The sequence below is a fragment of the Streptomyces sp. NPDC059866 genome (genome assembly GCF_042731325.1).
Classification (GTDB): domain Bacteria; phylum Actinomycetota; class Actinomycetes; order Streptomycetales; family Streptomycetaceae; genus Streptomyces; species Streptomyces flavusporus.
In genome coordinates this window covers 44,580-65,502 of the sequence record NZ_JBHWJT010000009.1, presented here as the reverse complement: position 1 = coordinate 65,502, position 20,923 = coordinate 44,580, and the positions used below count along the sequence as shown (strand labels likewise).

The following is a 20,923-nucleotide window of genomic DNA, read 5'->3' as shown; positions in this document are numbered from 1 at the left end:
CTCAGCCCGGCGTCACCAGCCGCGCCTCGTACGCGAACACCGCCGCCTGCGTACGGTCCCTGAGGCCCAGCTTCACCAGGATCCGGCTGACGTGGGTCTTGATCGTCGACTCGGCGACCACCAGCCGCTCGGCTATCTCCGCGTTCGACAGGCCCTGCGCGATCAGGACCAGCACCTCCGTCTCCCGCTCGGTGAGGTCCCCGTACGCCGCGTGCGCGGAGGACATCAGGCGCGGGGCGTCGGACAGCTTCGAGAACTCCGTGATCAGCCGCCTGGTGACGGAGGGCGCAAGGAGGGCCTCCCCGGCCGCCACCACCCTTACCCCGTCGGCGAGTTGGCGTGCCGAGGCGTCCTTCAGCAGGAAGCCGGAGGCTCCCGCGCGCAGCGCCTGGTACACGTACTCGTCGAGGTCGAAGGTGGTCAGTACCAGCACCTTCGCCGAACCGTCCGCGGCGACGATCTCCCGGGTCGCCTCGATGCCGTTCAGTTCCGGCATCCGAATGTCCATCAGCACGATGTCGGGGGCGAGTTCCCGCACCCGCTCCACCGCCTCGCGCCCGTTGACGGCCTCGCCGACGACCTCGATGTCCGGCATCGCGTTCAACAGGACCGAGAAGCCCTCGCGGACCATCATCTGGTCGTCCGCGACCAGTACCCGGATGGTCATGCGTCACCTTCACCCGGGCTGGTCACCGGCAGGAACACCGCCACCTCATAGCCTCCGTCGTCCGTCCGGCCCGCCGTCATCTCGCCGTTCAGCATGGAGACGCGCTCCCGCATCCCGGTGATGCCGTGCCCGGCACCCGGCGAGGGCTTGACCAGGTCCGGCGCGGGCGGCGGACCGTTGACTATGCGCAGGCCGAGGCCGCCGAGGACGTACCCGATCTCGACACGGGCGTCCGCACCGGGCGCGTGCCGCAAGGTGTTGCTCAGCGCCTCCTGGACTATTCGGTACGCCGACAGCTCCACGCCCTGCGGGAGTTCGCGCACCGCTCCGGTCACCGCCTTGTCCACGGTCAGGCCCGCATCCCGCACATTGTCGAGCAGTGCGTCCAGGTCGGCGAGCGTGGGCTGCGGTGCGTCGGGGGCCTCGTAGTCCTCGGCGCGGACGACGCCCAGGACGCGGCGCAGTTCGGTGAGGGCCGCCACCGCGTTCTCCCGGATGGTGGCGAAGGCCCGCTCCAGCTCCGGCGGCGGGTTCTCCACCCGGTAGGGCGCCGCCTCCGCCTGGATGGCGACGACCGACATGTGGTGGGCGACGACGTCGTGCAGCTCGCGGGCGATCGTCGTGCGCTCCTCCAGCAGGGTGCGCTTGGACCGCTCCTGCGCGGTCACGGTCTGCTGGGCGGTCACCTCCTGCCGGGCCTCCTTGCGGGTGTGCCAGACGGCGACGACGAGGAGGATCAGCGCGGAGAAGACCAGCATGGGGGCGGTGTCGTCGCCGTAGTAGAACGACGGGCCGAATATCACGTCCGCCACGAAGCCGTACGCTGCGGTGACCGCCCACATGTACCCCGCCGTGCGCGGCCTGGTGCGTATGGCCACGACCGTCAGCACGGTCAGATGGCAGACGAAGCTCGCGGGCTGCCACGGATAGCCGTCCGAGAAGCTGCCGAAGACCTGGCTGACCGGGGTGGCCGCCATGGACAGCCAGAACGCTCCGACCGGCCGGAGCATGGTCAGCAGGATGGGGAGCACGGCGAGCGGACCGATCAGGACGGCCGTGCCGTCGTAGTCGACGCTGGCCATGAGCAGCGCGATCAGGGCGACCGCGGCGATCATGACATGCGGTGTCCAGGCCGCGTACTCCCGCAGGCGGCCCGGCAGCCGCCGGGTCACCGGCCCGTCCACGCTCATACGGGGTAGCGGGCGGTAGGCGAAGGCGTCGTGGAACAGGTCCTGCCGCAGCCCGCGCAGGGCGTCCGCGGCCAGCCGGAACTCCGGGCTGCGCGGCTTGGCCGCGTCCGGCGGCGGCGGGGTCGGCATCTGGGTCGTCTCGGTCACGTACAGAACGGTAGGCGGCGGCGGGGGTCGCGTCGTCCCCAGTGAGAGGGGTCCTTCAGGATCCGTCTCAGGTACTACCAGGCCAACTGCGCGATCTCCTCCGCCACCACCGCACACGCGTCCGCCGCCGGATCGATCAGCGGAAAGTGACCGACGTCCTCCAGCAGCGTCAGACCGACCACCTCCCCCGCCTTCGCCGCCGTGTCCGCGTACGACTCGCCGACCGCCTGCGGGACGACGATGTCCGTGCGGCCCTGGACGAGCGTCGTGGCGATGCCGGTCGGGAGCAGGAGCGCGGGGTCGGCGTAGGGCCGACGCTCCGCGAACTCCACTCCTCCGCCCAGGAGTTGTCGCGCAGCACCCCCGCAGACGTCCAGCTTGTCGGCGACCGTGAAGTCGGCGATCGGGGCCAGGGCGACCACACCCCGCAGGGCAGCGGGGCGGTCGGTGCGCCAGGGGGCGTCCGCCGGGAGGACATGGCGCGCCGCCGCCCAGAGGGCCAGGTGGCCGCCGGCCGAGTGGCCGGTGAGCACGGTCCGGCGCGGATCGGCCTGCGGGAGCGCCTCCCGTACGAGCGCCGGCAGTGCGTCCAGCGCGGCGGCGACGTCGTCGAAGGTCTCCGGCCAGCGTCCGGCGACCGGGCCGCCCCCACCAGAACCCGCCGAGCTGTCCGCGTCCTCCGCCCCGCGCCGGTACTCCACATTGGCCACGGCGAACCCCCGCCGCGCCAGAAAATCCGCGAACGGCGTGACATGCCGGCGGTCGTACGGTGCCCGCCAGGCCCCGCCGTGCAGGACGACGACCAGCGGCGCCGGGCCGCCCGGGCCGACCTCGCCGCGCGGCGCGTAGAAGTCGATCACCTGGTCGGGGTGGTCGCCGTACGCGGCGACGGCGTCGGGGTCGACGGGCGGGTGCGAGAAGGCCGACTCCTCCTCGGCGGCGGCCCGGGCTGCTGGGACGTTGTCCGGCATGCTCCAACCTCTCAGCGGTGAAACGGGTTTGGACGAAAGCGGGGGTGACGGACCAGGTGGGATGACGGCCGTTGGCGGGGACGGTATCAGGCGGGTGACGTGGGCTGACACGGGCCGGGGGGGCGCAGCGGCAGCCCGGCGTGGCGGGGTGCCGCTGCGCCCACCCGTGCCGCCCTGGGGGTCCCCCCAGGCCCTTAAGGCACTGGGGGAGGCACGACTGCCCGCAGCTAGGCCAGCACCTCCCCCAACACCCGCGCCGCCCGTTCCACATCCGCGAACCCGACGTACAGCGGCGTGAAGCCGAAGCGCAGTACGTCCGGGTGGCGGAAGTCGCCGACCACGCCCCGTTCGATGAGCGCCTTCATCACATCCCCGGCGTCCGCGCACCGCAGCGCCACCTGGCTGCCGCGTTCCTCGTGCGCCACCGGTGTCAGTGATGCGACGCGGCCCTCGGGGACGTACTCCCCGACGCATTCCAGGAAGAAGTCCGTCAGCGCGAGGGACTTCGCCCGCACGGCATCGACGGAGACGTCGTCCCACACCTCCAGCGCCGCCTCCAGGGCGAGCATGGAGAGGATGTCCGGCGTGCCCACCCGGCCCCGTGCGGCGCCCGCGCCGGGCTCGTAGGCGGTGCGCATGCCGAAGGGGTCCGCGTGCGAGTTCCAGCCCGGCAGGGGGGAGTCGAAGCGGTCCTGCAGATCGGCACGGACATAGAGGTACGCCGGTGAGCCCGGGCCCCCGTTGAGGTACTTGTACGTGCACCCGACCGCCAGATCCGCCCCGTGCTCGTCCAGCCCCACCGGCAGCGCGCCCGCGCTGTGGCACAGGTCCCAGACCACCACCGCGCCCGCCTCGTGCACGGCGGCCGTCAGGCCGGGGAGGTCGTGCAGGCGGCCCGTCCGGTAGTCCACGTGGTTCAGCAGCACCACGGCCGTACGGCCGGACAGCACACCGGGCACCTCGCCCGGCAGCACCGGCCGCAGCGTGCAGCCCGTCATCCGGGCCGCCGACTCGGCGATGTACCCGTCCGTCGGGAAGGTCGTCGCGTCGACGACGATCTCGTCCCGCCCGGCGCCCGCCATCCGCACCGCCGCCACCAGGGCCTTGAACACGTTCACGCTCGTGGAGTCACCCACCACGATCTGCCCGGGCGCCGCCCCCACCAGCGGAGCGATCCGGTCGCCGATCCGTTCGGGCGCCGTCCACCAGCCGCTCTCCTCCCAGGACCGGATGCGCAGCTCACCCCACTGGCGGCGGACCACGTCGTCGACCCGGCCCGGCACGGACACCGGAAGCGCGCCCAGCGAGTTGCCGTCCAGGTAGACACCCGCGGCGTCAGCCGCATGATCGGACCCGGTGTCGAGCACGAACCGCTCACGCAGAACGGCCAGTTCGTCCGCCGCGTCCAGTTTCTCCGCCTTGACGGCCAGTTCAGACATGGGACCTCGCCGTCCACAGCTCGGGGAAAACGTTCTTCTGTGCGCGCTTCTCCAGCCAGGCCACCCCGGCGGAACCGCCCGTCCCGGGCTTCGCGCCCATCGCCCTGCGCGTGGCGACCAGGTGGTCGTTCCGCCAGCGCCACACCAGCTCGGCGACGTCGGTCAGCGCCTCGCCCAGCCGGGCGACTTCGTCACCGGGATCTCCCGAGTAGACGGCCGTCCAGGCCGCCTCGACCTCGGGCGACGCCTCGTACCGCTGCGCCACGTCACGCATCACGACGGCGTCCGGGATCGCGTGGCCGCGTCGCGCGAGCAGACGCAGCACCTCGTCGTACAGGCTGGGCTCGTGCAGCGCCTTCTCCAGTTCGGCGTGCACGCGCGGGGCACCCCGGTGTGGGACCAGCATGGACGCGGACTTCTCGCCGAGCAGGAACTCCATGCGGCGGTACATCGCCGACTGGAAGCCGGAGCCCTCGCCGAGCGCGGAGCGGTACGAGTTGAACTGGGCCGGCGTGAGGTGCGCGAGCGGTTGCCATGAGGCGTTCAGCGCCTGAAGCTCCCGTACGGAACGCTTCAGCGCGTCCACCGCCACCGGCACCCGGTCCTCGCGCAGCGCCTTCGCGGCGGTCTCCCACTCATGGACGATGACGGTGAACCACAGCTCCATCACCTGGGTCGTGACCAGGAAGACCATCTCTCCGGGATCGTCGGAGAGGGTGTGCTGGAGGTGGGTGAGCACATCCGCCTTGACGTAGTCCTCGTACGGCGTCGTGCCCTGGAAATCGAGATGCGGGGTCTCGGGCTCGTGAGCCTCGTGGGACATCGCTGTCTCCTGTTGTAACTCCGGGTAGCGGTCCGCCCCTGCCGTTATCGACACGGGGGCCCCGGTCCCCACCCGCATCCTCAGGGATCGCCCGGGGGCCTCGCAAGGCCCGCCTGGTCACACCGGGCGGGCCTCACGCACTCGAAAAATCAGCCCAGCGTCTGCGCCGCCGTCGGCGAGGAGTCCTTCAGGAACTGCGTGCAGCGCTCGTACTCCTCCTGCTCACCGATCGCCCCCGCCGCCCGGGCGAGCGCGTGCAGGGCGCGCAGGAAGCCGCGGTTCGGCTCGTGCTCCCAGGGCACGGGGCCGTGGCCCTTCCAGCCGCTGCGGCGCAGCGCGTCCAGGCCCCGGTGATAGCCCGTACGGGCATAGGCGTACGACTCCACGACGCTGCCCCGCTCGAACGCCTCGTCGGCCAGCTGGGCCCAGGCCAGCGAGGACGTCGGGTACTGCGCCGCGACGTCGGCGGGCGCGGCACCGTTCGCGAGCAGCTCGCGCGGCTCCGGGTCGTCGGGGAGGTGGGTCGGGGGCGGTCCCCCGAGGAGGTTCTCGTGAATCGTCATGGGTCCAGTCTGGTACATCCCGGTCGACCGGGAACCGTGACGGGGGCCCTGCGGGTTCTACGAGGCGATCGACCCGGGTTCCGGCTGCGGCGGCCGTTCCAGCGGGGGGCTCACCACATGGCCGTGCGTACGGCACTCGGGGCGCTTGCAGTCCGGGGCGGGCCGTCGTACGAACGCGAAGGCCAGCACCGCACCCGCCACCAGTACCACCGCGCACAGCGGCATCGCGCGCCGGAACGCGGCGTTGAAGGCGTCCGCCGAGCGGTACGCCTCCGGTCCCATCCCTGCGAGCAGCGGCAGCGCGGCGACCGCGAGCAGGCCCGCCGCCCGTGCGGCGGCGTTGTTGATGCCGCTGGCCACGCCCGCGCGTGCGGCGTCGACGGAGCCCATGACGGTGGCGGTCAGCGGGGCGACCAGGGTGACCATGCCGAGGCCCAGCACCAGCAGCGCGGGCAGGACGTCCGTCAGGTACGAGGCGTCGGGGCCCACCCGCAGCATCAGCAGCATCCCGGCCGCGCACAGCAGCGGGCCGGCGGTGAGCGGGATGCGCGGGCCGATGAGCTCGCCCAGCTGGCCGGAGCGGGCGGAGAACAGCAGCATCAGGACGGTCGTCGGCAGCAGGGCCGTACCGGCGGCGAGGGCCGAGTAGCCGGACACGACCTGGAGCTGGAGCGCGGCGAGGAAGAAGAAGCCGCCGAAGGCCGCGTACACACACAGGGTGACCAGGTTGACCGCCGTGAACTGGCGGGACCGGAAGATGTCCAGCGGCATCATCGGGTCCGGGCGGCGCTTCTCGACGTAGCCGAAGGCGATGCCGGCCGCGACGCCCGCGACGGCCGTCACAGCGACGACCACGGAGCCCTCCTGGGCCTCGATCAGCGCGTACGTCACCAGGGCGAGCGCCAGAGCGCCCAGCACCGCGCCGAGCACGTCGAAGCGGCCGTGACTCTTGCCGTCGGCCGACTCGGGGACGTGCCGCAGAGCGATGGGGACGCAGACCAGCGCGAGCGGGACGTTGAGCAGGAAGACCCACCGCCAGCCCGGCCCGTCCACCAGCCAGCCGCCGACGAACGGGCCGACGGCGGCCCCGATGCCCCCGAACCCCGACCACAGCCCGACGGCCCGGCCCCGGTCGTCGGGATGGAAGGAGGTCTGGATGAGGGCGAGCGACCCCGGCGTGAGCAGTGCGCCGCCCATGCCCTGGAGGGCGCGGGCGGCGATGAGTACCTCGGCGTTGGGCGCGAGGCCGCACAACAGGGAGGCCGCCGCGAACCACACCACACCGATGACGAAGACCTTGCGGCGGCCGTAGTGGTCGCCGAGCGAACCGCCCAGCAGGATCAGCCCGGCCAGCGTCAGCATGTACGCGTTGACCGTCCACTGGAGCGCGGCGAGGTCGGCGTCCAGGTCGCGGCCGATGCGGGGCAGGGCGACGTTGACGACGGTCGAGTCCAGCATGGCCATGCTGGAGCCGAGCACCGTGGTGAGCAGGATCCACTTCCCCTGCGGGGAGGCCAGCCGCACGGACATGTGGCCGATCATCCCTCGTCGGGGGACTTTCAGCCAGACGTACCACGGGCCCGGCACCCGCGCGCGGGTGCCGGGCCCCGTCGAACCGGAGCGCCGGTTACTTGAGCCTGTTGCCGGCCGACCGCAGGTTCTGGCAGGCCTCGACGACCCGCTTGGCCATCGACGCCTCGGCCACCTTGCCCCAGGTCCGCGGGTCGTAGGTCTTCTTGGAGCCGACCTCGCCGTCGACCTTCAGGACGCCGTCGTAGTTCTTGAACATGTGGTCGGCGACGGGACGCGTGAAGGCGTACTGCGTGTCCGTGTCGATGTTCATCTTCACGACGCCGTTCTCCAGCGCGGTGAGGATCTCCTGCTCGGTGGAGCCGGAACCGCCGTGGAAGACGAAGTCGAACGGCTTGCTGTCGGCCGGGCGGCCGTACTTGGCGGCGACGCCCTCGTTGAGCTCCTTCAGCAGCTCGGGACGCAGGACGACGTTGCCCGGCTTGTACACGCCGTGCACATTGCCGAAGGACGCGGCGAGCAGGTAGCGGCCCTTCTCGCCCAGGCCCAGCGCCTCGGCCGTACGGATGGCGTCGTCGACGGTCGTGTACAGCTCGTCGTTGATCTCGTGGGTGACGCCGTCCTCCTCACCGCCGGTGGGGGTGATCTCCACCTCGAGGATGATCTTCGCGGCGGCGGCGCGGGCCAGCAGCTCCTGGCCGATGGCCAGGTTGTCGGCGAGGGTCTCCGCGGAGCCGTCCCACATGTGGGACTGGAAGAGGGGGTTCTCGCCGCGCGCGACCCGCTCCTCCGAGACGGCGAGCAGCGGACGGACGTACCCGTCGAGCTTGTCCTTCGGGCAGTGGTCCGTGTGCAGGGCGACCGTCACGTCGTACTTCTTGGCGACGATGTGCGCGAACTCGGCCAGGGCGACCGCGCCGGTGACCATGTCCTTGTTGTGCTGGCCGCCCAGGAACTCGGCGCCGCCGGTCGAGATCTGGATGATGCCGTCGCTCTCGGCTTCGGCGAAGCCGCGCAGTGCCGCGTGCAGGGTCTGGGACGAGGTGACGTTGATGGCCGGGTAGGCGAACTTGCCTGCCTTCGCCCGGTCGAGCATCTCGTTGTAGACCTCGGGGGTTGCGATGGGCATCTGTCCGCTCCTTGTATGTGCGGGTTGGCGTTCTGCGTGCTTACGGCCCTGACCTAGACCTTGGGTGCGACGTCATCGTCGGCCCCATCTTTCCAGACCTGACCGAATGGTCGACCCCGCGGTCAGTCGAGTCCCAGCTCGTCCTTCGAGTACGCGAAGAGGTACGGCACCCCCGCGCCCTCCTGGATCTTCTCCGCGGCGCCGGTGGCCCGGTCGACGATCGTCGCGACGGCCACCACCTCGGCGCCGGCCTCGCGCACCGCCTCCACGGCGGTGAGCGGCGAACCGCCGGTGGTGGAGGTGTCCTCGACGACGAGCACCCGGCGGCCCTTGATGCCGGGGCCCTCGACGCGCCGCTGCAGCCCGTGCGCCTTGGCGGCCTTGCGCACGACGAACGCGTCGAGCCGCTTCCCGCGCGCCGCGGCGGCGTGCAGCATGGCGGCGGCCACCGGGTCGGCGCCCATGGTCAGACCGCCCACCGCGTCGAACTCCAGGTCGGCGGTCAGATCCAGCAGCACCTGCCCGACCAGGGGCGCGGCCTCGCCGTCGAGGGTGATGCGACGCAGGTCGACGTAGTAGTCGGCCTCCAGACCCGAGGAGAGGGTCACCTTGCCGTGCACCACGGCCTTGTCCTTGATCTGCTGCAGCAGCGCGCCACGTACGTCCGTCGTCATACCGGCCAGCTTAAAGGCGGCGCCAGCTCCAGGTGGTCGTCGCCTCCAGCGGTTCCAGGGGCGTGACCAGGCGCGGGAGGGTGTTGAGGCCGTCGGGGGGACCGGTCTGCGGCTCGACGCACACGGCGGCCTCCTGCTCGTCGTAGACGACGACCCACTCCTCGGGGCTGGTGACCTTCAGTTCCAGCAGCCCCGGCCAGGTGAGCGTGACGTCGACCCCCCCGGGCATGCCGAAGCAGTCGTCCCAGGGGCCCGGCCGGGGGTCGGTCCGCCTGCCGGTGGGCAGGTGGTCGTCGCCTCGCTCCTCCTGCCAGGCGGGAGCGAAGTCCAGCTGTACGTCGCTGCCCCGGAGGGTGCGGTTGAACCACGGGTGCCAGCCGATCTGGGCCGGGAAGGAGGACTCGTACGTCTCCACGGACATGGTGAGCGTCAGGGAGTCCGGGGTGAGGGCGGCCGCCTGGGTGACGCGGCCGGAGTACGGCCACGGCTCGACCAGGTCGTACGTCAGCACCGCCTCGTCGGCGGTGACGCGGGCGGTGCGCCAGGCGCCGTCGCGTGCGGTGCCGTGGATGGCGTGCGGCGGGGCGTTGAGGGGCATCTGCTGCAGGGCGGCCCCGTCCCGGAAGCGGCCGTCCCGGATCCGGCCGCACCAGGGGACCATCGGGAAGCACCCGAACCTCTCGCCCTGCCGCAGCAGCTCGACCCCACCGACACGCAGCCCTGAGACCCGGCCGCCGTTCCCCGGCTGCAGCGCCACCTCCGCGTCGCCCGCGGTCAGCGTGATGTCTTCGTTACTCACGGGACGACCCTACTGGGCCGATCAAGGGTGGGTGGTCGGGATCAGTGACGGCGGCGGAGGGCTCGGCCCAGGATGATCGCCGAGGCCAGGGCCAGGGCCGCTGCCGGGGCCGCCCAGCGCAGGGTGCTGTTCGAGGCGACGGTCTGCGGGGCCGGCACGGGGGCGTAACGGCCGCGCGGCGGGGCGTGGTCCACTTCCTCGGCGCTGCGGCCGATCATCGTCCGGCGTGCGTGGGCCGCCTCGGCGGGCGGTTCGGAGGCATCCTCGAAGTCACGGGTGGGGTCCGATTCCGCCTCGGCGCCGGTGTCGTCGGCGTCCGGCTCGTCGGCGACGTCCGGCTCGTCATCGGCGTCCGGGGCGAGGGAGGGGGGCGGGACCTCGGCGTCGAAGACGGAGGTGTGCTCCTGAGGGGGTGCGGAAGCCGCGGTCTCCGGGGCCTGAGCTTCCGGCGTCTGCGCCTCCGTGCCCAGCCGCTCCGCCGTGCGGTTCAGGAGCCGGGTCACGGCGGAGGCGACCGCCTGAGCCGACAGTTCGGTGACGCGGCCGTCCGCCGACGCGGTGCCGTCGAAGGTGAGGGTGGAGCCGCCGTCGGTGTCGCGGACGCGGAGCGTGAGCGCGAGTTTGACCGAGCCGGTGCCGCGGGTCTCGGTGGCGTCGCCCTCGACGGCGTACGTGCCGTTCTCCTGTGCGCAGACGCGCACGGTGCCCCGGTAGGTGATGGTGGTGTTCCCGACCCGGACCTTGAGCCGCCCGGCGACGGGTTCCGCGCCCGCCTCCTGCTGGAGCCCGGGGACCGCCCGGGCGACCCGCGCGGGGTCGGCCAGCACCGCGCTCAGTCGGTCTGCGGGAACCGGAACGAACACCTCATGCTCCATGTCTGCGGAGCCTACTCGTGGTGGGCGGGTCTTATCCTCCCCTCGGCGGTAACTCGTCCGGTGTCGGTGGGTGCGTGATGACGGCGCTTCAGTACCTCGGGTGCACCAGCGTCGACGGTGGCAGTCCCGTGAGCCGAGGGGTGGGGGCGCGTCGGCCGGGGTCCAGGGGCGGGGTGGATCCGGGGGCGGCCAGGACGAAACCCCAGTCCGATGCGGAGTCGCGGCCCGCGACGCGGTACGGGGCGGTGTGCAGGCCGGCGGCGCGGACGGTCGTGTCGACCGTCCAGAAGACGCGGGGCCGGGAGGTGACCGGGCCGGCGTGGACGGTGAGCCGGCCGCCGTCGGCCAGGGTGCGTCGCGCCAGGCCGTAGAACTCCTGCGAGTACAGCTTCGTGCCGGCCGTGATGCCCGGGTCGGGCAGATCCGAGATCACCACGTCGTACGCCGCCGTCGGCGCCCCGCGCAGCCAGCGGAAGGCGTCGGCCGTGGTCACGTGCACGCGCGGGTCGTCGTACGCATGCCCGTTGAGGGCGGAGAGCGCCGGGTCCCGGCCGGCCAACCGCACCATCTCGGCGTCGAGTTCGACGACGTCGACCCGCCGCACGCCCGGATGCCGCAGCACCTCCCGGGCGGCCAGGCCGTCGCCACCGCCGAGGATCAGCACGCGTGCGCGGGGACCGTTCATCGCGGGGTGGACCAGCGCCTCGTGGTAGCGCCGCTCGTCGTCGCCGCTGACCCGGAGCCGGCCGTCGAGGAAGAGGTCGAGTGGGCGGCCGTCCGTGCCGCCGGTGAGGACCACTTCCTGGACGTCGGTCTGCAGCGCCACCCGCACGTCCCTGCCGTACACCGCCTGCCGGGCCGCCCGTTCGAAGTCGTCGACGAGGACGGCGGCCCCGGCCAGGATCCCGAGGACGGCGAGGTTGGCAACCAGCATCAGCCGGCGGGCGCGCCGGGTCAGATCGCGGTGGAACAGGCCGAGGACGAGGGCGCCGCCGGCGACGACGTTGACCGCACCGGTGAGCAGGACGCCGGTCAACTGGCCCAGGAAGGGCAGGAGAAGGAAGGGGAAGGCCAGACCGCCGACCAGGGCGCCCACGTAGTCCGCGGCGAACAGGTCGGCCACCGCTCCGCCCGCGTCCTGGCGGCGGATGCGCTGGATCAGCTCCATCAGCAGGGGAATCTCCGCGCCGATCAGCAGGCCGATGGCGAGGGAGAAGGCGACCAGCAGCCAGCGCGGGCCGCCGGCTCCCAGGCCGCCCCAGTCGCCGGTCCAGGCGAAGGCGGCGTACAGGGCCATCGCGCTCGAGCCGCCGATGAGGGCGAGCGTGGCCTCGACGGCGCCGAAGGCGGCGGCCGCGTGCCGGCGCAGCCGCTTCGCGGCGAGGGAGCCGATGCCCATCGCGAACACCATGACGGACAGGACGACGGAGGCCTGGGTGACGGAGTCACCGGTCAAGTACGAGGCGAGGGCGACGAGTTCGAGTTCGTACACGAGCCCGCAGGCCGCGCAGACGAAGACGCCCGCGAGGACCAGCAACCGTCCGGTCGCCTGCCGCACGGGGATCCGCGCGGGCGCGCGCCAGGAGGGCGGCGTGCCGGGCGGGGCCGGTGCGTACGGGTCGATCACGACTGCGACGTTACGTCACAGGAATGGCACGCTTCGTCACCCACACGTGTGGAACCAACGTTCGTACAGGCACTCCGGGTTTGCCCGGGCGCCCCACCGGACGGGCCGGGCATCACATCACACACCGGTCGGGTCGGCGCCCCGCCCCCGCGCCCTGACGCCCACTCTCGTCCGGGTCGCCACCAGCTGTCCGTCCTGTGGGTAGGCGTGCCAGGTGCGCCAGTGGACCTGGCCCTCGTGGCGCTGGGCGAGCAGGGCCGTGAACGCGTGCGGGCTGCCGGGGAAGACGCCGGCGAGACCGTGCGGGTGGTCGGAGACGAGGGCCAGCAGTTCCTGGGCGCGGCCGGCGAAGGAGCCGGGCGAGAGGACCTCGACGCGGGCCGCGAACTCGTACTCCCAGTCACCGACCCGCTTGGCGACGCCCAGCGGCAGGGGCGTGCTGCTGCCGGGGATGCACGCCACCGTCTCCGAGCAACTGGCCTGCTCCTCCTGCAGGAGCACCTGGTGGGATGCGCCGAGCAGTCTCAACTGGAGCTTCGCCCCGGCCAGTTCGAGGTCGAGGGTGGCAAGGGCGGGCAGCGGTTCACGGCCCAGCGCCCAGGCGAGGTCGGCCGCGCGCGTATCGGTGTAGGAAGTGTTCAGGGTCGTGAGCATGGGTCGGCTCCGCTAGCACGCAAAAGAAAGGCGGGGTGGTCCGGCGCGCCCCGGTCGACACCGGGCGATCGGCCCGTCAGCCCGGTCAGGAAGGGTGTCCGCAGGACGTCCGAGGGCTGCGTCGGGATTTAGAGGGAATCATGAACTGTGGCGCCGCCACAGTGTTTTTACCCAACTTCGTAGGGTTTCCATCCCTCAGAGGGCTCCACAGTTCAACTGTTCAACCACGGCGTACGCCTGAGCGATACGGCGTACGCCGGATCGGGGGCGTGAAATGGCGACAAGGGCGCCCGCCGGGAGCGAAGTCCCGGCGGGCGCCGGCGTGGATGCGCTTCCCCGTTCAGGAGCTCAGCTGCCCCGTGTCAGCTGCCTCCACCGCATCCACCCCCGCCGCCTCCGCAGGACGAGCCGCCCCCGCAGGAGTGCCCGCCCCCGGAGTCGCCCGACGAGCCGGCGTCTCCCCCGCCGCCGGCCCACCAGCTGCCGCCGGAGTCCGAACCACTCCGGCTGTGCCCCCGCGCCGCCGGGCGCCGTGAACGGGTCGCGCTGCCCCGTACGCCTGCCACCACCAGTGCCAGCACGACCGCGATCACGGCCAGGATGATGCCGATGACCATGGCGTCACCCTCCTTCCAGTTCCCCCGAAGCGGCCCCCCGTGGGCGCCTCGTGTGGTGCGTGACCGGGAAATGCCCACCCCTCACGCGCCCCAAAGCAGAGTTGAGGAACTCCAGAGCTTGGGCGCAGGATGACCGCCATGACCGACACCTCGCGCCCCTTCCTGAACCGCCGCCTCACCGAGTTCGGGACGACGATCTTCGCGGAGATGTCCGCGCTGGCCCTGCGCACCGGTTCGATCAACCTGGGCCAGGGCTTCCCGGACACCGACGGCCCTCAGGAGGTCCGCGAGGCGGCCGTACGGGCACTGCGCGACGGCCGCGGCAACCAGTACCCGCCGGGCCCGGGCATCCCCGAACTGCGCACCGCCGTCGCCGCGCACCAGCAGCGGCGCTACGGGCTCACCTACGACCCCGACACCGAGGTCCTGGTCACGGCCGGCGCCACGGAGGCGATCGCCGCGGCACTGCTGGCGCTGGTCGAGCCCGGCGACGAGGTCATCGCCCTCGAGCCGTACTACGACTCCTACGCGGCCTGCATCGCCCTGGCGGGCGGCACGCGGGTGCCGGTCACCCTGCGGCCGCACATCGGGGAGAGCGCCTCGTTCCGGCTGGACCTCGACGAGTTGCGCGACGCGGTCACCGACCGCACCCGGCTGCTGCTGATCAACACCCCGCACAATCCGACCGGCACCGTACTGACCCGTGCGGAGCTGGCCGCGGTCGCCGAACTGGCCGTGGAGCGGGACCTGCTGGTCGTGACCGACGAGGTGTACGAGCACCTGGTCTTCGACGACGCCGAGCACGTGCCGCTGGCCACCTTCCCGGGGATGCGGGAGCGGACGGTGACGATCGGCTCCGCCGGCAAGACGTTCTCCTTCACCGGCTGGAAGGTCGGCTGGATCACCTCCGCGCCCGGTCTCGTCACGGCCGTCCGTTCGGCCAAGCAGTTCCTGACGTACGTGGCGTCGGGGCCCTTCCAGTACGCGGTGGCCGAGGCCCTCGCCCTTCCCGACAGCTACTTCACGGCATTCCGGGACGACCTGGAGGCCAAGCGGGATCTGCTGGTGGCGGGGCTGACGGAGGCAGGCTTCGGGGTCTTCAGGCCCACGGGCACGTACTTCGTCACCACCGACATCCGGCCCCTCGGCGAGAGGGACGGCTTCGCCTTCTGCCGGGGCCTGCCGGAACGCGCCGGCGTCGTCGCCATCCCGAACGCCGTGTTCTACGACCACCGCGAGGCGGGCGCACCGTTCGTGCGGTTCGCGTTCTGCAAGCGGACGGAGGTGCTTCAGGAGGCGGTGAAGCGGCTCGGGGCGCTGTAGGGGCGGCAGGGGAAGAAGCCCGGGGGCGGAATGAAATCCGCGCCGCTCTTTTCGCGCGGGCCGGCGTACTCGAAATCGTGAATGCCCTCGAGTTTATTTACCGGGCCTTTATTTGCCGGGCCGTACCGGGGTGGGCAATGCGCTTGTCTGCAATCGGGGCAACCGAAGCAATCGGAGCAATCGGTCAGCGCGCAAAATGGCAAGAGCCCGACCGGGGCACGTGACCTGGTGGTCCGTGCCCTGGCCGGGCTCCGGCCGGGTTCCGGCCGTTCGCCTACTCGCCGTCCTCGGGCTTCTCCGCGTCGTTGATCTCCTTCTCCAGGCCGAGCTGCTCGACCAGCCAGCGGTCGAACTCGATGGCCGCGCGCACCCAGCTCACCGTCGACGAGACGAAGAACTCCAGGTTCACGCCGGTGCCGATCAGCATCTGGGCCTCGCCGATGAGGCGGACGGTGCCGTCATCGTGGGTGTGGCTGTAGACCTTGGGCCACAGGGTCCGCCGGTTCCAGTCGTCGATGGACTCCAGAAGCTGCGACTTCTCGTCGATGGGGTGGGGGCGGTCGTAGAACGTCCGCACCGAGAAGACCTGCTGGTCACCCTCGCCACGGAACATGAAGTACGTACGGAACTGCTCCCACGGCGCCGCGAGGTCACCCTCTTCGTCGACGACGTACTTCAGCTCCATCTGGTCGAGGAGCTGCTTCACAAGGTCCTGATCCGGGACGACGGGGCCCGCCGGTCCTTGGGGCTGCGGCTGGGGCTGGCCCCCGAAGTTCGGAATCGAGGACGGGTCGATGGTCACCGTGAATTTCCCTTCGTACGGATTCCGCCATCCTCCCTCATGCGGGGAGGGGGGTGGCAACCCCCGACGGAACCTGTCAGCCCTTGGCTGACATCATCCGGCCGGTCGGCGGAGAGATTCACTTCAGCGACTTGCCCGTCGCCGGTCCCACGATCAGCCCCTCCCCGAAGGTGTCCACCCGGACCGTGTCGCCGTCCTTGATCTCGCCGGAGAGGATCTCCTTGGCGAGCCGGTCGCCGATGGCGGTCTGGACGAGGCGGCGCAGCGGGCGGGCACCGTACGCCGGGTCCATGCCCTCGTCGGCGAGCCAGGCCAGCGCCTCGTCCGTGACCTCCAGGGTGAGCCGGCGTTCGGCCAGCCGCCTGGCGAGGCGGTCGATCTGGAGGCGGGCGATCCGGCTCAGCTCGTCCTTGGACAGGGCCGAGAAGACGACCAGGTCGTCGAGCCGGTTGAGGAACTCCGGCTTGAAGGACGTCCTCACCACCTCCAGGACCTGCTCCTTCTTCTCCTCCTCACTCGTCAGCGGATCGACCAGGAACTGACTGCCCAGGTTCGAGGTCAGCACCAGGATGGTGTTGCGGAAGTCGACGGTCCGCCCCTGCCCGTCGGTGAGCCGCCCGTCGTCCAGCACCTGGAGCAGGATGTCGAAGACCTCCGGGTGGGCCTTCTCCACCTCGTCGAGGAGTACGACGCTGTACGGCCTGCGCCGCACCGCTTCGGTCAGCTGGCCGCCCTCCTCGTAGCCGACGTAGCCGGGCGGGGCGCCGACCAGGCGGGCGACGCTGTGCTTCTCGCTGTACTCCGACATGTCGATCCGGACCATCGCCCGCTCGTCGTCGAAGAGGAAGTCCGCCAGGGCCTTGGCCAGCTCCGTCTTGCCGACGCCCGTCGGGCCCAGGAAGAGGAAGGAGCCGGTGGGCCGGTCCGGGTCGGCGATCCCGGCGCGCGACCGCCGTACGGCGTCGGAGACCGCCCGCACGGCCTCGGTCTGGCCGATCAGCCGCCTGCCGATCTCGTCCTCCATGCGCAACAGCTTCTGCGTCTCGCCCTCCAGGAGCCGGCCTGCCGGAATCCCGGTCCAGGAGGCGACGACGTCGGCGATGTCGTCGGAGCCGACCTCCTCCTTGACCATGGTGTCCCGGGAGACCTCCTCCTCGGCCTCCGAGGCGGCCTCCAGGTCGCGCTCCAGGGCCGGGATCTCCCCGTACAGCAGCTTGGACGCGGTGTCGAAGTCACCGTCGCGCTGGGCGCGTTCGGCCTGTCCGCGCAGTTCGTCGAGCTTCTCCTTCAGCTCACCGACCCGGTTGAGGGACTGCTTCTCCTTCTCCCAGCGGGCGGTCAGGCCGCGCAGTTCCTCCTCCTTGTCGGCGAGGTCGCGGCGCAGCTTCTCCAGGCGCTCCCGGGAGGCGGGGTCGGTCTCCTTGGCGAGCGCCAGCTCCTCCATCTTCAACCGGTCGACGGCACGCTGGAGTTCGTCGATCTCGACGGGCGAGGAGTCGATCTCCATACGCAGCCGGGAGGCCGCCTCGTCGACCAGGTCGATGGCCTTGTCGGGCAGGAAGCGGGAGGTGATGTACCGGTCGGACAGGGTCGCGGCGGCGACCAGCGCGCTGTCCGCGATCTGGACCTTGTGGTGGGCCTCGTAGCGCCCCTTGAGTCCGCGCAGGATGGCGATGGTGTCCTCGACGGTCGGCTCGGCGACCAGCACCTGCTGGAAGCGCCGCTCCAGGGCCGCGTCCTTCTCGATCCGCTCGCGGTACTCGTCGAGGGTGGTGGCGCCGACCATGCGCAGCTCACCGCGGGCGAGCATGGGCTTGAGCATGTTGCCCGCGTCCATGGCGGAGTCGCCGCCGGCGCCCGCGCCGACCACGGTGTGCAGCTCGTCGATGAAGGTGATGATCTGCCCGTCGGAGTCCTTGATCTCGGCGAGCACGGTCTTCAGCCGCTCCTCGAACTCCCCGCGGTACTTGGCCCCGGCGACCATGGCGCCGAGGTCGAGCGCGACGAGCCGCTTGTCGCGGAGGGACTCGGGGACGTCGCCCTTGACGATCCGCTGGGCGAGTCCTTCGACGACGGCGGTCTTGCCGACGCCGGGCTCACCGATGAGGACGGGGTTGTTCTTGGTGCGGCGGCTGAGCACCTGCACGACCCGCCGGATCTCCTGGTCCCGCCCGATGACGGGGTCGAGCTTGCCGTCCCGGGCGGCGGCGGTGAAGTCGGTCCCGAACTTCTCCAGGGCCTTGTACGACCCCTCGGGGTCGGCCGTGGTCACCCGGCGCCCGCCGCGGGCCTTGCGGAAGGCCTCCAGCAGCTTCTTCACGTCGGCGCCCTGCCGGGTCAGCACCTCGCCGGCCGCGCCGCCCTTCGCGGCGATGCCGATGAGGAGGTGCTCGGTGGATACGTACTCGTCGCCGAGGTCCTGCGCCCTGGCCTGGGCGTCGGCGATCACGGCGAGCAGTTCGCGGTTCGGCTGCGGCGGCGCGACCGTGGACCCGGTCACGCTGGGCAGCTGGGCGAGGGCCTTCTCCGCACCGGCGCGTACGGCTGCCTGATCGGCGTCGACGGCGGCCAGCAGGTCGGTGATGTTCTCGTTGTCCTGCCCCTGGAGCAGAGCAAGAAGCAGGTGAGCGGGGGTGAGGTCAGGGTGCCCCTCGGTCACGGCCCGGTTGCCGGCGGCATTGATCGCGTCCCGGCTCCGGTTGGTCAGCTCGGCGTCCACGGTATCCGTTCTCCTCCTTGCGTGAGCTTCGGTGCCACGTCTCCCAGTACTGACTCGGGCAACGTACACAAAGTTGAGTCTATTCCACTCAAGGGCGAGTCGGGAGGCCTCCAGCGGCTAGGTTGCGGGCTTGTGGCGAACACCTATTCCGTTGATCCGGGCGATCCGGACCCTTCGTATCTCACCTTCTGGCGGGAACGGCACCTGTGCACCCTGACGACCCTGCGTCCGGACGGCACCCCGCACGTGGTACCCGTCGGAGTGACATACGACCCGGACGCCCGGCTGGCTCGGGTGATCACGAACAAGACGAGCGCGAAGGTACGGCACGTCCTCGCGGCCGGCCCGGACGGGGCACGGGTGGCCGTGTGCCAGGTGGCCGGGCGGCGGTGGGCGACGCTGGAGGGCCGGGCCTTCGTGCGGACCGAGCCGGAGCGGATCGCGGAGGCCGAGCGGCGCTATGCGGAACGCTACGAACGGGCGCCGGGGCCCAATCCGTCCCGCGTGGTGATCGAGATCGAGCTGACGCGGGCACTGGGGCGGGGCTGAGCGGCGGGCGCGAAGGGGCCGGTTCCAGCCAGGCGCGGCGCGGGCGATGTCCGGAATTGTCCGTGAAAACTGCAGCGGCGTCACCGTGTTCAGGTCACGGTGACGCCGCTGCGGGGGGAAGCACCTGAGCGATCTGTTACGACGGGGGAATCGCGTCAGGCACTGCGGGGGGTGGCCGAGATGGTCATGGGGTCGGAGGGTTCCGACTCCGCCAGCCTGTGGTCACGCTGGTCAAGGTTCACAAAGATCATTCCGTACCGAATGGCACATCGCACGGGCTGCGGCGCCCCCCGAGGCCGCCGCAGACACCGGTACGCCCGTACGTCGCCGTCGTCGTCCCGGGTCACCACCACGGGCTCGCCGAAGACGGTCACCATCAGCGAGTCACCGTTGTGGGGGATGGCGGTGGCCAGGTCGATGAAGTGCCAGCCGGAGCGGTAGGCGGTGGCCATTTCCCGGCGGAAGGAGCGGTCGTCGGGTGGAGTAGTCATGTCAGTCCCAGACAGTGTCAGCCGGGACTGCGATGGCGTCCCCACCGCCGGAAGTCACACTGGACACCGCTGGCGCTGACCGCACACTGTCCGCCGACGCATCACTCTTCACGCTCGACAGGCCACTCAGCGTCCCGACGGCCACGACGGCGGAGAAGGCGGCGACAAGCACCGAGCGAAGCATTCTCTTACGCATAGTCGGCTTCGTCCTCACTTGAAGGTCCCCTCTTCCCCCGTGCGATAAGACGATGGCTCATTCAGGCACGTCATGGCCACACAATCGATGCATCATGTTCCTGCATGTTCAGGACCCTGGGGGGTGGAGATTTGGAAACAAATGGGACTAATGCGACGCATCCCCATGCGATGACCGAGCTGTGTGACGAAGGCGGTCGGCTCTACGCCAACGCTCTCCGTACCGGACGTATCGCCCGCACGGATGTTGAATCCGCCCCCTGCCTGATGGACTTCGCCCTCCTCCATCCTGATCCGGACGACCCGAACTGGCTGGTACCCCTTCCGCCGTCGGTCGCCCTGGCCCAGCGACTCAATCCCATAGAGCGCGAGATCACCGAGCGCAGGCGCATGTCGATCGAGCTGGCAGACGCCTTCGAGCCGTTCATGGCCCTCAGCGCCCAGCAGGTGACGCCGGCTCACTCGATCACGGTCCTCGAGGGCCTCGACCGGATCAACTCCGCTCTCGACCTGGCCACAGCCCAGTGCCAGGTCGAAGTGCTCACGGTTCAGCCGAGTCGTGGCCGGCGTCCCGAGAACAGGCTCATCGAGGGGCTGGAACGCGACAGGACACTCACCGAGCGGGGAGTGCGGATCCGGACCCTCTACCAGCACACTGCACGGCACAGTCCGGAGCGGCTGGCCTACATGGAACAGTTCACCGACGGGAAGGCGGAGTACCGCACGATCGACGAGTTGGTCGAGCGGCTCATCATCTGCGACGAGACCGTCGCCTTCATCCCGGTCCGCGACGACCGGCAGGTCGCATTGGAGCTTCGGCACCCGGGGCTCGTCCGCTACCTGATCCAGGTCTTCGAGTTCATGTGGAACCGCGCCGTCCCGCTGAGCGCCGGCGCCCCCTACGAAACCGCCCCCGACGGCATCACCGACATCCAGCACTCCATCGCCAAGCTGCTTGTGGAGGGCCACGTGGACGAGGCCATAGCTCGTCGGCTGGGCATGAACGTACGCACCTGCCGCGCTCACATAGCCAAACTGGCGTCATCCCTGGGCAGCGGCAGCCGTGCCCAACTCGGCTATCTCATCGCACAGTCAGGGATCCTCAAGCAGGAGGGACCCAACGGCTGACGGCGCCGGGC

20 protein-coding genes are annotated in these 20,923 nt (G+C 71.0%); 3 read left to right on the top strand and 17 right to left on the bottom strand.

Going from position 1 to position 20,923, the window contains the following annotated elements; translation table 11 throughout:
• Position 1: 1 nt before the first annotated feature.
• The 14 genes from ACFV7R_RS15875 to ACFV7R_RS15810 all read right to left on the bottom strand — a co-directional run bounded on the left by ACFV7R_RS15875 (position 2) and on the right by ACFV7R_RS15810 (position 13,705).
• Positions 2–667: a response regulator gene (locus ACFV7R_RS15875; RefSeq protein ID WP_385263887.1), complete on the bottom strand. Its 666-nt coding sequence runs from the start codon at positions 665–667 to the stop codon at positions 2–4.
• Complete coding sequence (locus ACFV7R_RS15870) at positions 664–2,004, bottom strand: sensor histidine kinase (RefSeq protein ID WP_385263885.1); 1,341 nt, start codon at positions 2,002–2,004, stop codon at positions 664–666. Before ACFV7R_RS15870 ends, ACFV7R_RS15875 begins: the two co-directional genes overlap by 4 nt.
• Before the next feature lie 74 nt (positions 2,005–2,078).
• Positions 2,079–2,975 (bottom strand): alpha/beta hydrolase, encoded by an 897-nt coding sequence (locus tag ACFV7R_RS15865; protein WP_385263883.1) that lies wholly within the window; start codon positions 2,973–2,975, stop codon positions 2,079–2,081.
• A gap of 227 nt (positions 2,976–3,202) precedes the next feature.
• Positions 3,203–4,414, bottom strand: a complete 1,212-nt coding sequence (gene kynU, locus ACFV7R_RS15860) for a kynureninase (RefSeq protein WP_385263882.1) — start codon at positions 4,412–4,414, stop codon at positions 3,203–3,205.
• Positions 4,407–5,237 carry a tryptophan 2,3-dioxygenase family protein gene (locus ACFV7R_RS15855; RefSeq protein ID WP_385263880.1) on the bottom strand — a complete coding sequence of 277 codons (831 nt, stop codon included), beginning with the start codon at positions 5,235–5,237 and terminating at the stop codon, positions 4,407–4,409. The genes kynU and ACFV7R_RS15855 overlap by 8 nt, the downstream gene beginning before the upstream one ends.
• A gap of 149 nt (positions 5,238–5,386) precedes the next feature.
• Positions 5,387–5,800 carry a DUF3151 domain-containing protein gene (locus ACFV7R_RS15850; protein ID WP_129799070.1) on the bottom strand — a complete coding sequence of 138 codons (414 nt, stop codon included), beginning with the start codon at positions 5,798–5,800 and terminating at the stop codon, positions 5,387–5,389.
• 57 nt (positions 5,801–5,857) lie between these two features.
• Complete coding sequence (locus tag ACFV7R_RS15845) at positions 5,858–7,330, bottom strand: MFS transporter (protein ID WP_385263878.1); 1,473 nt, start codon at positions 7,328–7,330, stop codon at positions 5,858–5,860.
• Between the two features lie 97 nt (positions 7,331–7,427).
• A complete protein-coding gene (fbaA, locus tag ACFV7R_RS15840) occupies positions 7,428–8,459 on the bottom strand; it encodes a class II fructose-bisphosphate aldolase (RefSeq protein WP_129799069.1) in 1,032 nt (343 codons plus the stop codon).
• 122 nt (positions 8,460–8,581) lie between these two features.
• A complete protein-coding gene (gene pyrE, locus ACFV7R_RS15835) occupies positions 8,582–9,133 on the bottom strand; it encodes an orotate phosphoribosyltransferase (RefSeq protein ID WP_385263876.1) in 552 nt (183 codons plus the stop codon).
• A 10-nt stretch (positions 9,134–9,143) separates the two neighbouring features.
• Positions 9,144–9,932 carry an aldose 1-epimerase gene (locus tag ACFV7R_RS15830; protein ID WP_385263874.1) on the bottom strand — a complete coding sequence of 263 codons (789 nt, stop codon included), beginning with the start codon at positions 9,930–9,932 and terminating at the stop codon, positions 9,144–9,146.
• A 41-nt stretch (positions 9,933–9,973) separates the two neighbouring features.
• Positions 9,974–10,807 carry an SRPBCC family protein gene (locus tag ACFV7R_RS15825; RefSeq protein ID WP_385263873.1) on the bottom strand — a complete coding sequence of 278 codons (834 nt, stop codon included), beginning with the start codon at positions 10,805–10,807 and terminating at the stop codon, positions 9,974–9,976.
• Positions 10,808–10,895: 88 nt separating this feature from the next.
• Positions 10,896–12,434 carry a polyamine aminopropyltransferase gene (locus ACFV7R_RS15820; RefSeq protein WP_385263871.1) on the bottom strand — a complete coding sequence of 513 codons (1,539 nt, stop codon included), beginning with the start codon at positions 12,432–12,434 and terminating at the stop codon, positions 10,896–10,898.
• Positions 12,435–12,551: 117 nt separating this feature from the next.
• A complete protein-coding gene (locus tag ACFV7R_RS15815; protein ID WP_385263870.1) occupies positions 12,552–13,088 on the bottom strand; it encodes a DUF2617 family protein in 537 nt (178 codons plus the stop codon).
• Between the two features lie 362 nt (positions 13,089–13,450).
• Positions 13,451–13,705 carry a hypothetical protein gene (locus tag ACFV7R_RS15810; protein ID WP_385263869.1) on the bottom strand — a complete coding sequence of 85 codons (255 nt, stop codon included), beginning with the start codon at positions 13,703–13,705 and terminating at the stop codon, positions 13,451–13,453.
• 129 nt (positions 13,706–13,834) lie between these two features.
• Here ACFV7R_RS15810 and ACFV7R_RS15805 point away from each other — a divergent pair, with 129 nt between their 5' ends.
• A complete protein-coding gene (locus ACFV7R_RS15805) occupies positions 13,835–15,028 on the top strand; it encodes a pyridoxal phosphate-dependent aminotransferase (protein ID WP_385263867.1) in 1,194 nt (397 codons plus the stop codon).
• A 274-nt stretch (positions 15,029–15,302) separates the two neighbouring features.
• On the opposite strand, the gene ACFV7R_RS15800 is transcribed toward ACFV7R_RS15805, so the two are convergent.
• Positions 15,303–15,830 carry a YbjN domain-containing protein gene (locus ACFV7R_RS15800; protein ID WP_129799062.1) on the bottom strand — a complete coding sequence of 176 codons (528 nt, stop codon included), beginning with the start codon at positions 15,828–15,830 and terminating at the stop codon, positions 15,303–15,305.
• 118 nt (positions 15,831–15,948) lie between these two features.
• Positions 15,949–18,549, bottom strand: a complete 2,601-nt coding sequence (clpB, locus tag ACFV7R_RS15795) for an ATP-dependent chaperone ClpB (protein WP_385263866.1) — start codon at positions 18,547–18,549, stop codon at positions 15,949–15,951.
• Positions 18,550–18,681: 132 nt separating this feature from the next.
• On the opposite strand from clpB, the gene ACFV7R_RS15790 reads away from it, so the two are divergent.
• Positions 18,682–19,098, top strand: coding sequence for a pyridoxamine 5'-phosphate oxidase family protein (locus ACFV7R_RS15790; protein WP_385263864.1), 417 nt, complete (start codon positions 18,682–18,684; stop codon positions 19,096–19,098).
• Positions 19,099–19,253: 155 nt separating this feature from the next.
• Here ACFV7R_RS15790 and ACFV7R_RS15785 read toward each other — a convergent pair whose 3' ends face one another.
• Positions 19,254–19,589 (bottom strand): hypothetical protein, encoded by a 336-nt coding sequence (locus ACFV7R_RS15785; RefSeq protein WP_385263863.1) that lies wholly within the window; start codon positions 19,587–19,589, stop codon positions 19,254–19,256.
• A gap of 366 nt (positions 19,590–19,955) precedes the next feature.
• Between ACFV7R_RS15785 and ACFV7R_RS15780 the strand changes: the two genes are divergently transcribed.
• Entirely contained in the window at positions 19,956–20,912 is a 957-nt protein-coding gene (locus tag ACFV7R_RS15780; protein WP_385263861.1) for a helix-turn-helix transcriptional regulator, read from the top strand.
• Positions 20,913–20,923 lie beyond the last annotated feature (11 nt).

Excerpts from the sequence above, each read along its gene's own strand:
- ACFV7R_RS15875 (WP_385263887.1), bottom strand. The coding sequence starts at position 667 with ATGACCATCCGGGTACTGGTCGCGGACGACCAGATGATGGTCCGCGAG.
- ACFV7R_RS15865 (WP_385263883.1), bottom strand. The coding sequence starts at position 2,975 with ATGCCGGACAACGTCCCAGCAGCCCGGGCCGCCGCCGAGGAGGAGTCG.
- kynU (WP_385263882.1), bottom strand. The coding sequence starts at position 4,414 with ATGTCTGAACTGGCCGTCAAGGCGGAGAAACTGGACGCGGCGGACGAA.
- ACFV7R_RS15855 (WP_385263880.1), bottom strand. The coding sequence starts at position 5,237 with ATGTCCCACGAGGCTCACGAGCCCGAGACCCCGCATCTCGATTTCCAG.
- ACFV7R_RS15850 (WP_129799070.1), bottom strand. The coding sequence starts at position 5,800 with ATGACGATTCACGAGAACCTCCTCGGGGGACCGCCCCCGACCCACCTC.
- ACFV7R_RS15845 (WP_385263878.1), bottom strand. The coding sequence starts at position 7,330 with ATGTCCGTGCGGCTGGCCTCCCCGCAGGGGAAGTGGATCCTGCTCACC.
- fbaA (WP_129799069.1), bottom strand. The coding sequence starts at position 8,459 with ATGCCCATCGCAACCCCCGAGGTCTACAACGAGATGCTCGACCGGGCG.
- pyrE (WP_385263876.1), bottom strand. The coding sequence starts at position 9,133 with ATGACGACGGACGTACGTGGCGCGCTGCTGCAGCAGATCAAGGACAAG.
- ACFV7R_RS15825 (WP_385263873.1), bottom strand. The coding sequence starts at position 10,807 with ATGGAGCATGAGGTGTTCGTTCCGGTTCCCGCAGACCGACTGAGCGCG.
- ACFV7R_RS15815 (WP_385263870.1), bottom strand. The coding sequence starts at position 13,088 with ATGCTCACGACCCTGAACACTTCCTACACCGATACGCGCGCGGCCGAC.
- ACFV7R_RS15810 (WP_385263869.1), bottom strand. The coding sequence starts at position 13,705 with ATGGTCATCGGCATCATCCTGGCCGTGATCGCGGTCGTGCTGGCACTG.
- ACFV7R_RS15805 (WP_385263867.1), top strand. The coding sequence starts at position 13,835 with ATGACCGCCATGACCGACACCTCGCGCCCCTTCCTGAACCGCCGCCTC.
- ACFV7R_RS15785 (WP_385263863.1), bottom strand. The coding sequence starts at position 19,589 with ATGACTACTCCACCCGACGACCGCTCCTTCCGCCGGGAAATGGCCACC.
- ACFV7R_RS15780 (WP_385263861.1), top strand. The coding sequence starts at position 19,956 with ATGACCGAGCTGTGTGACGAAGGCGGTCGGCTCTACGCCAACGCTCTC.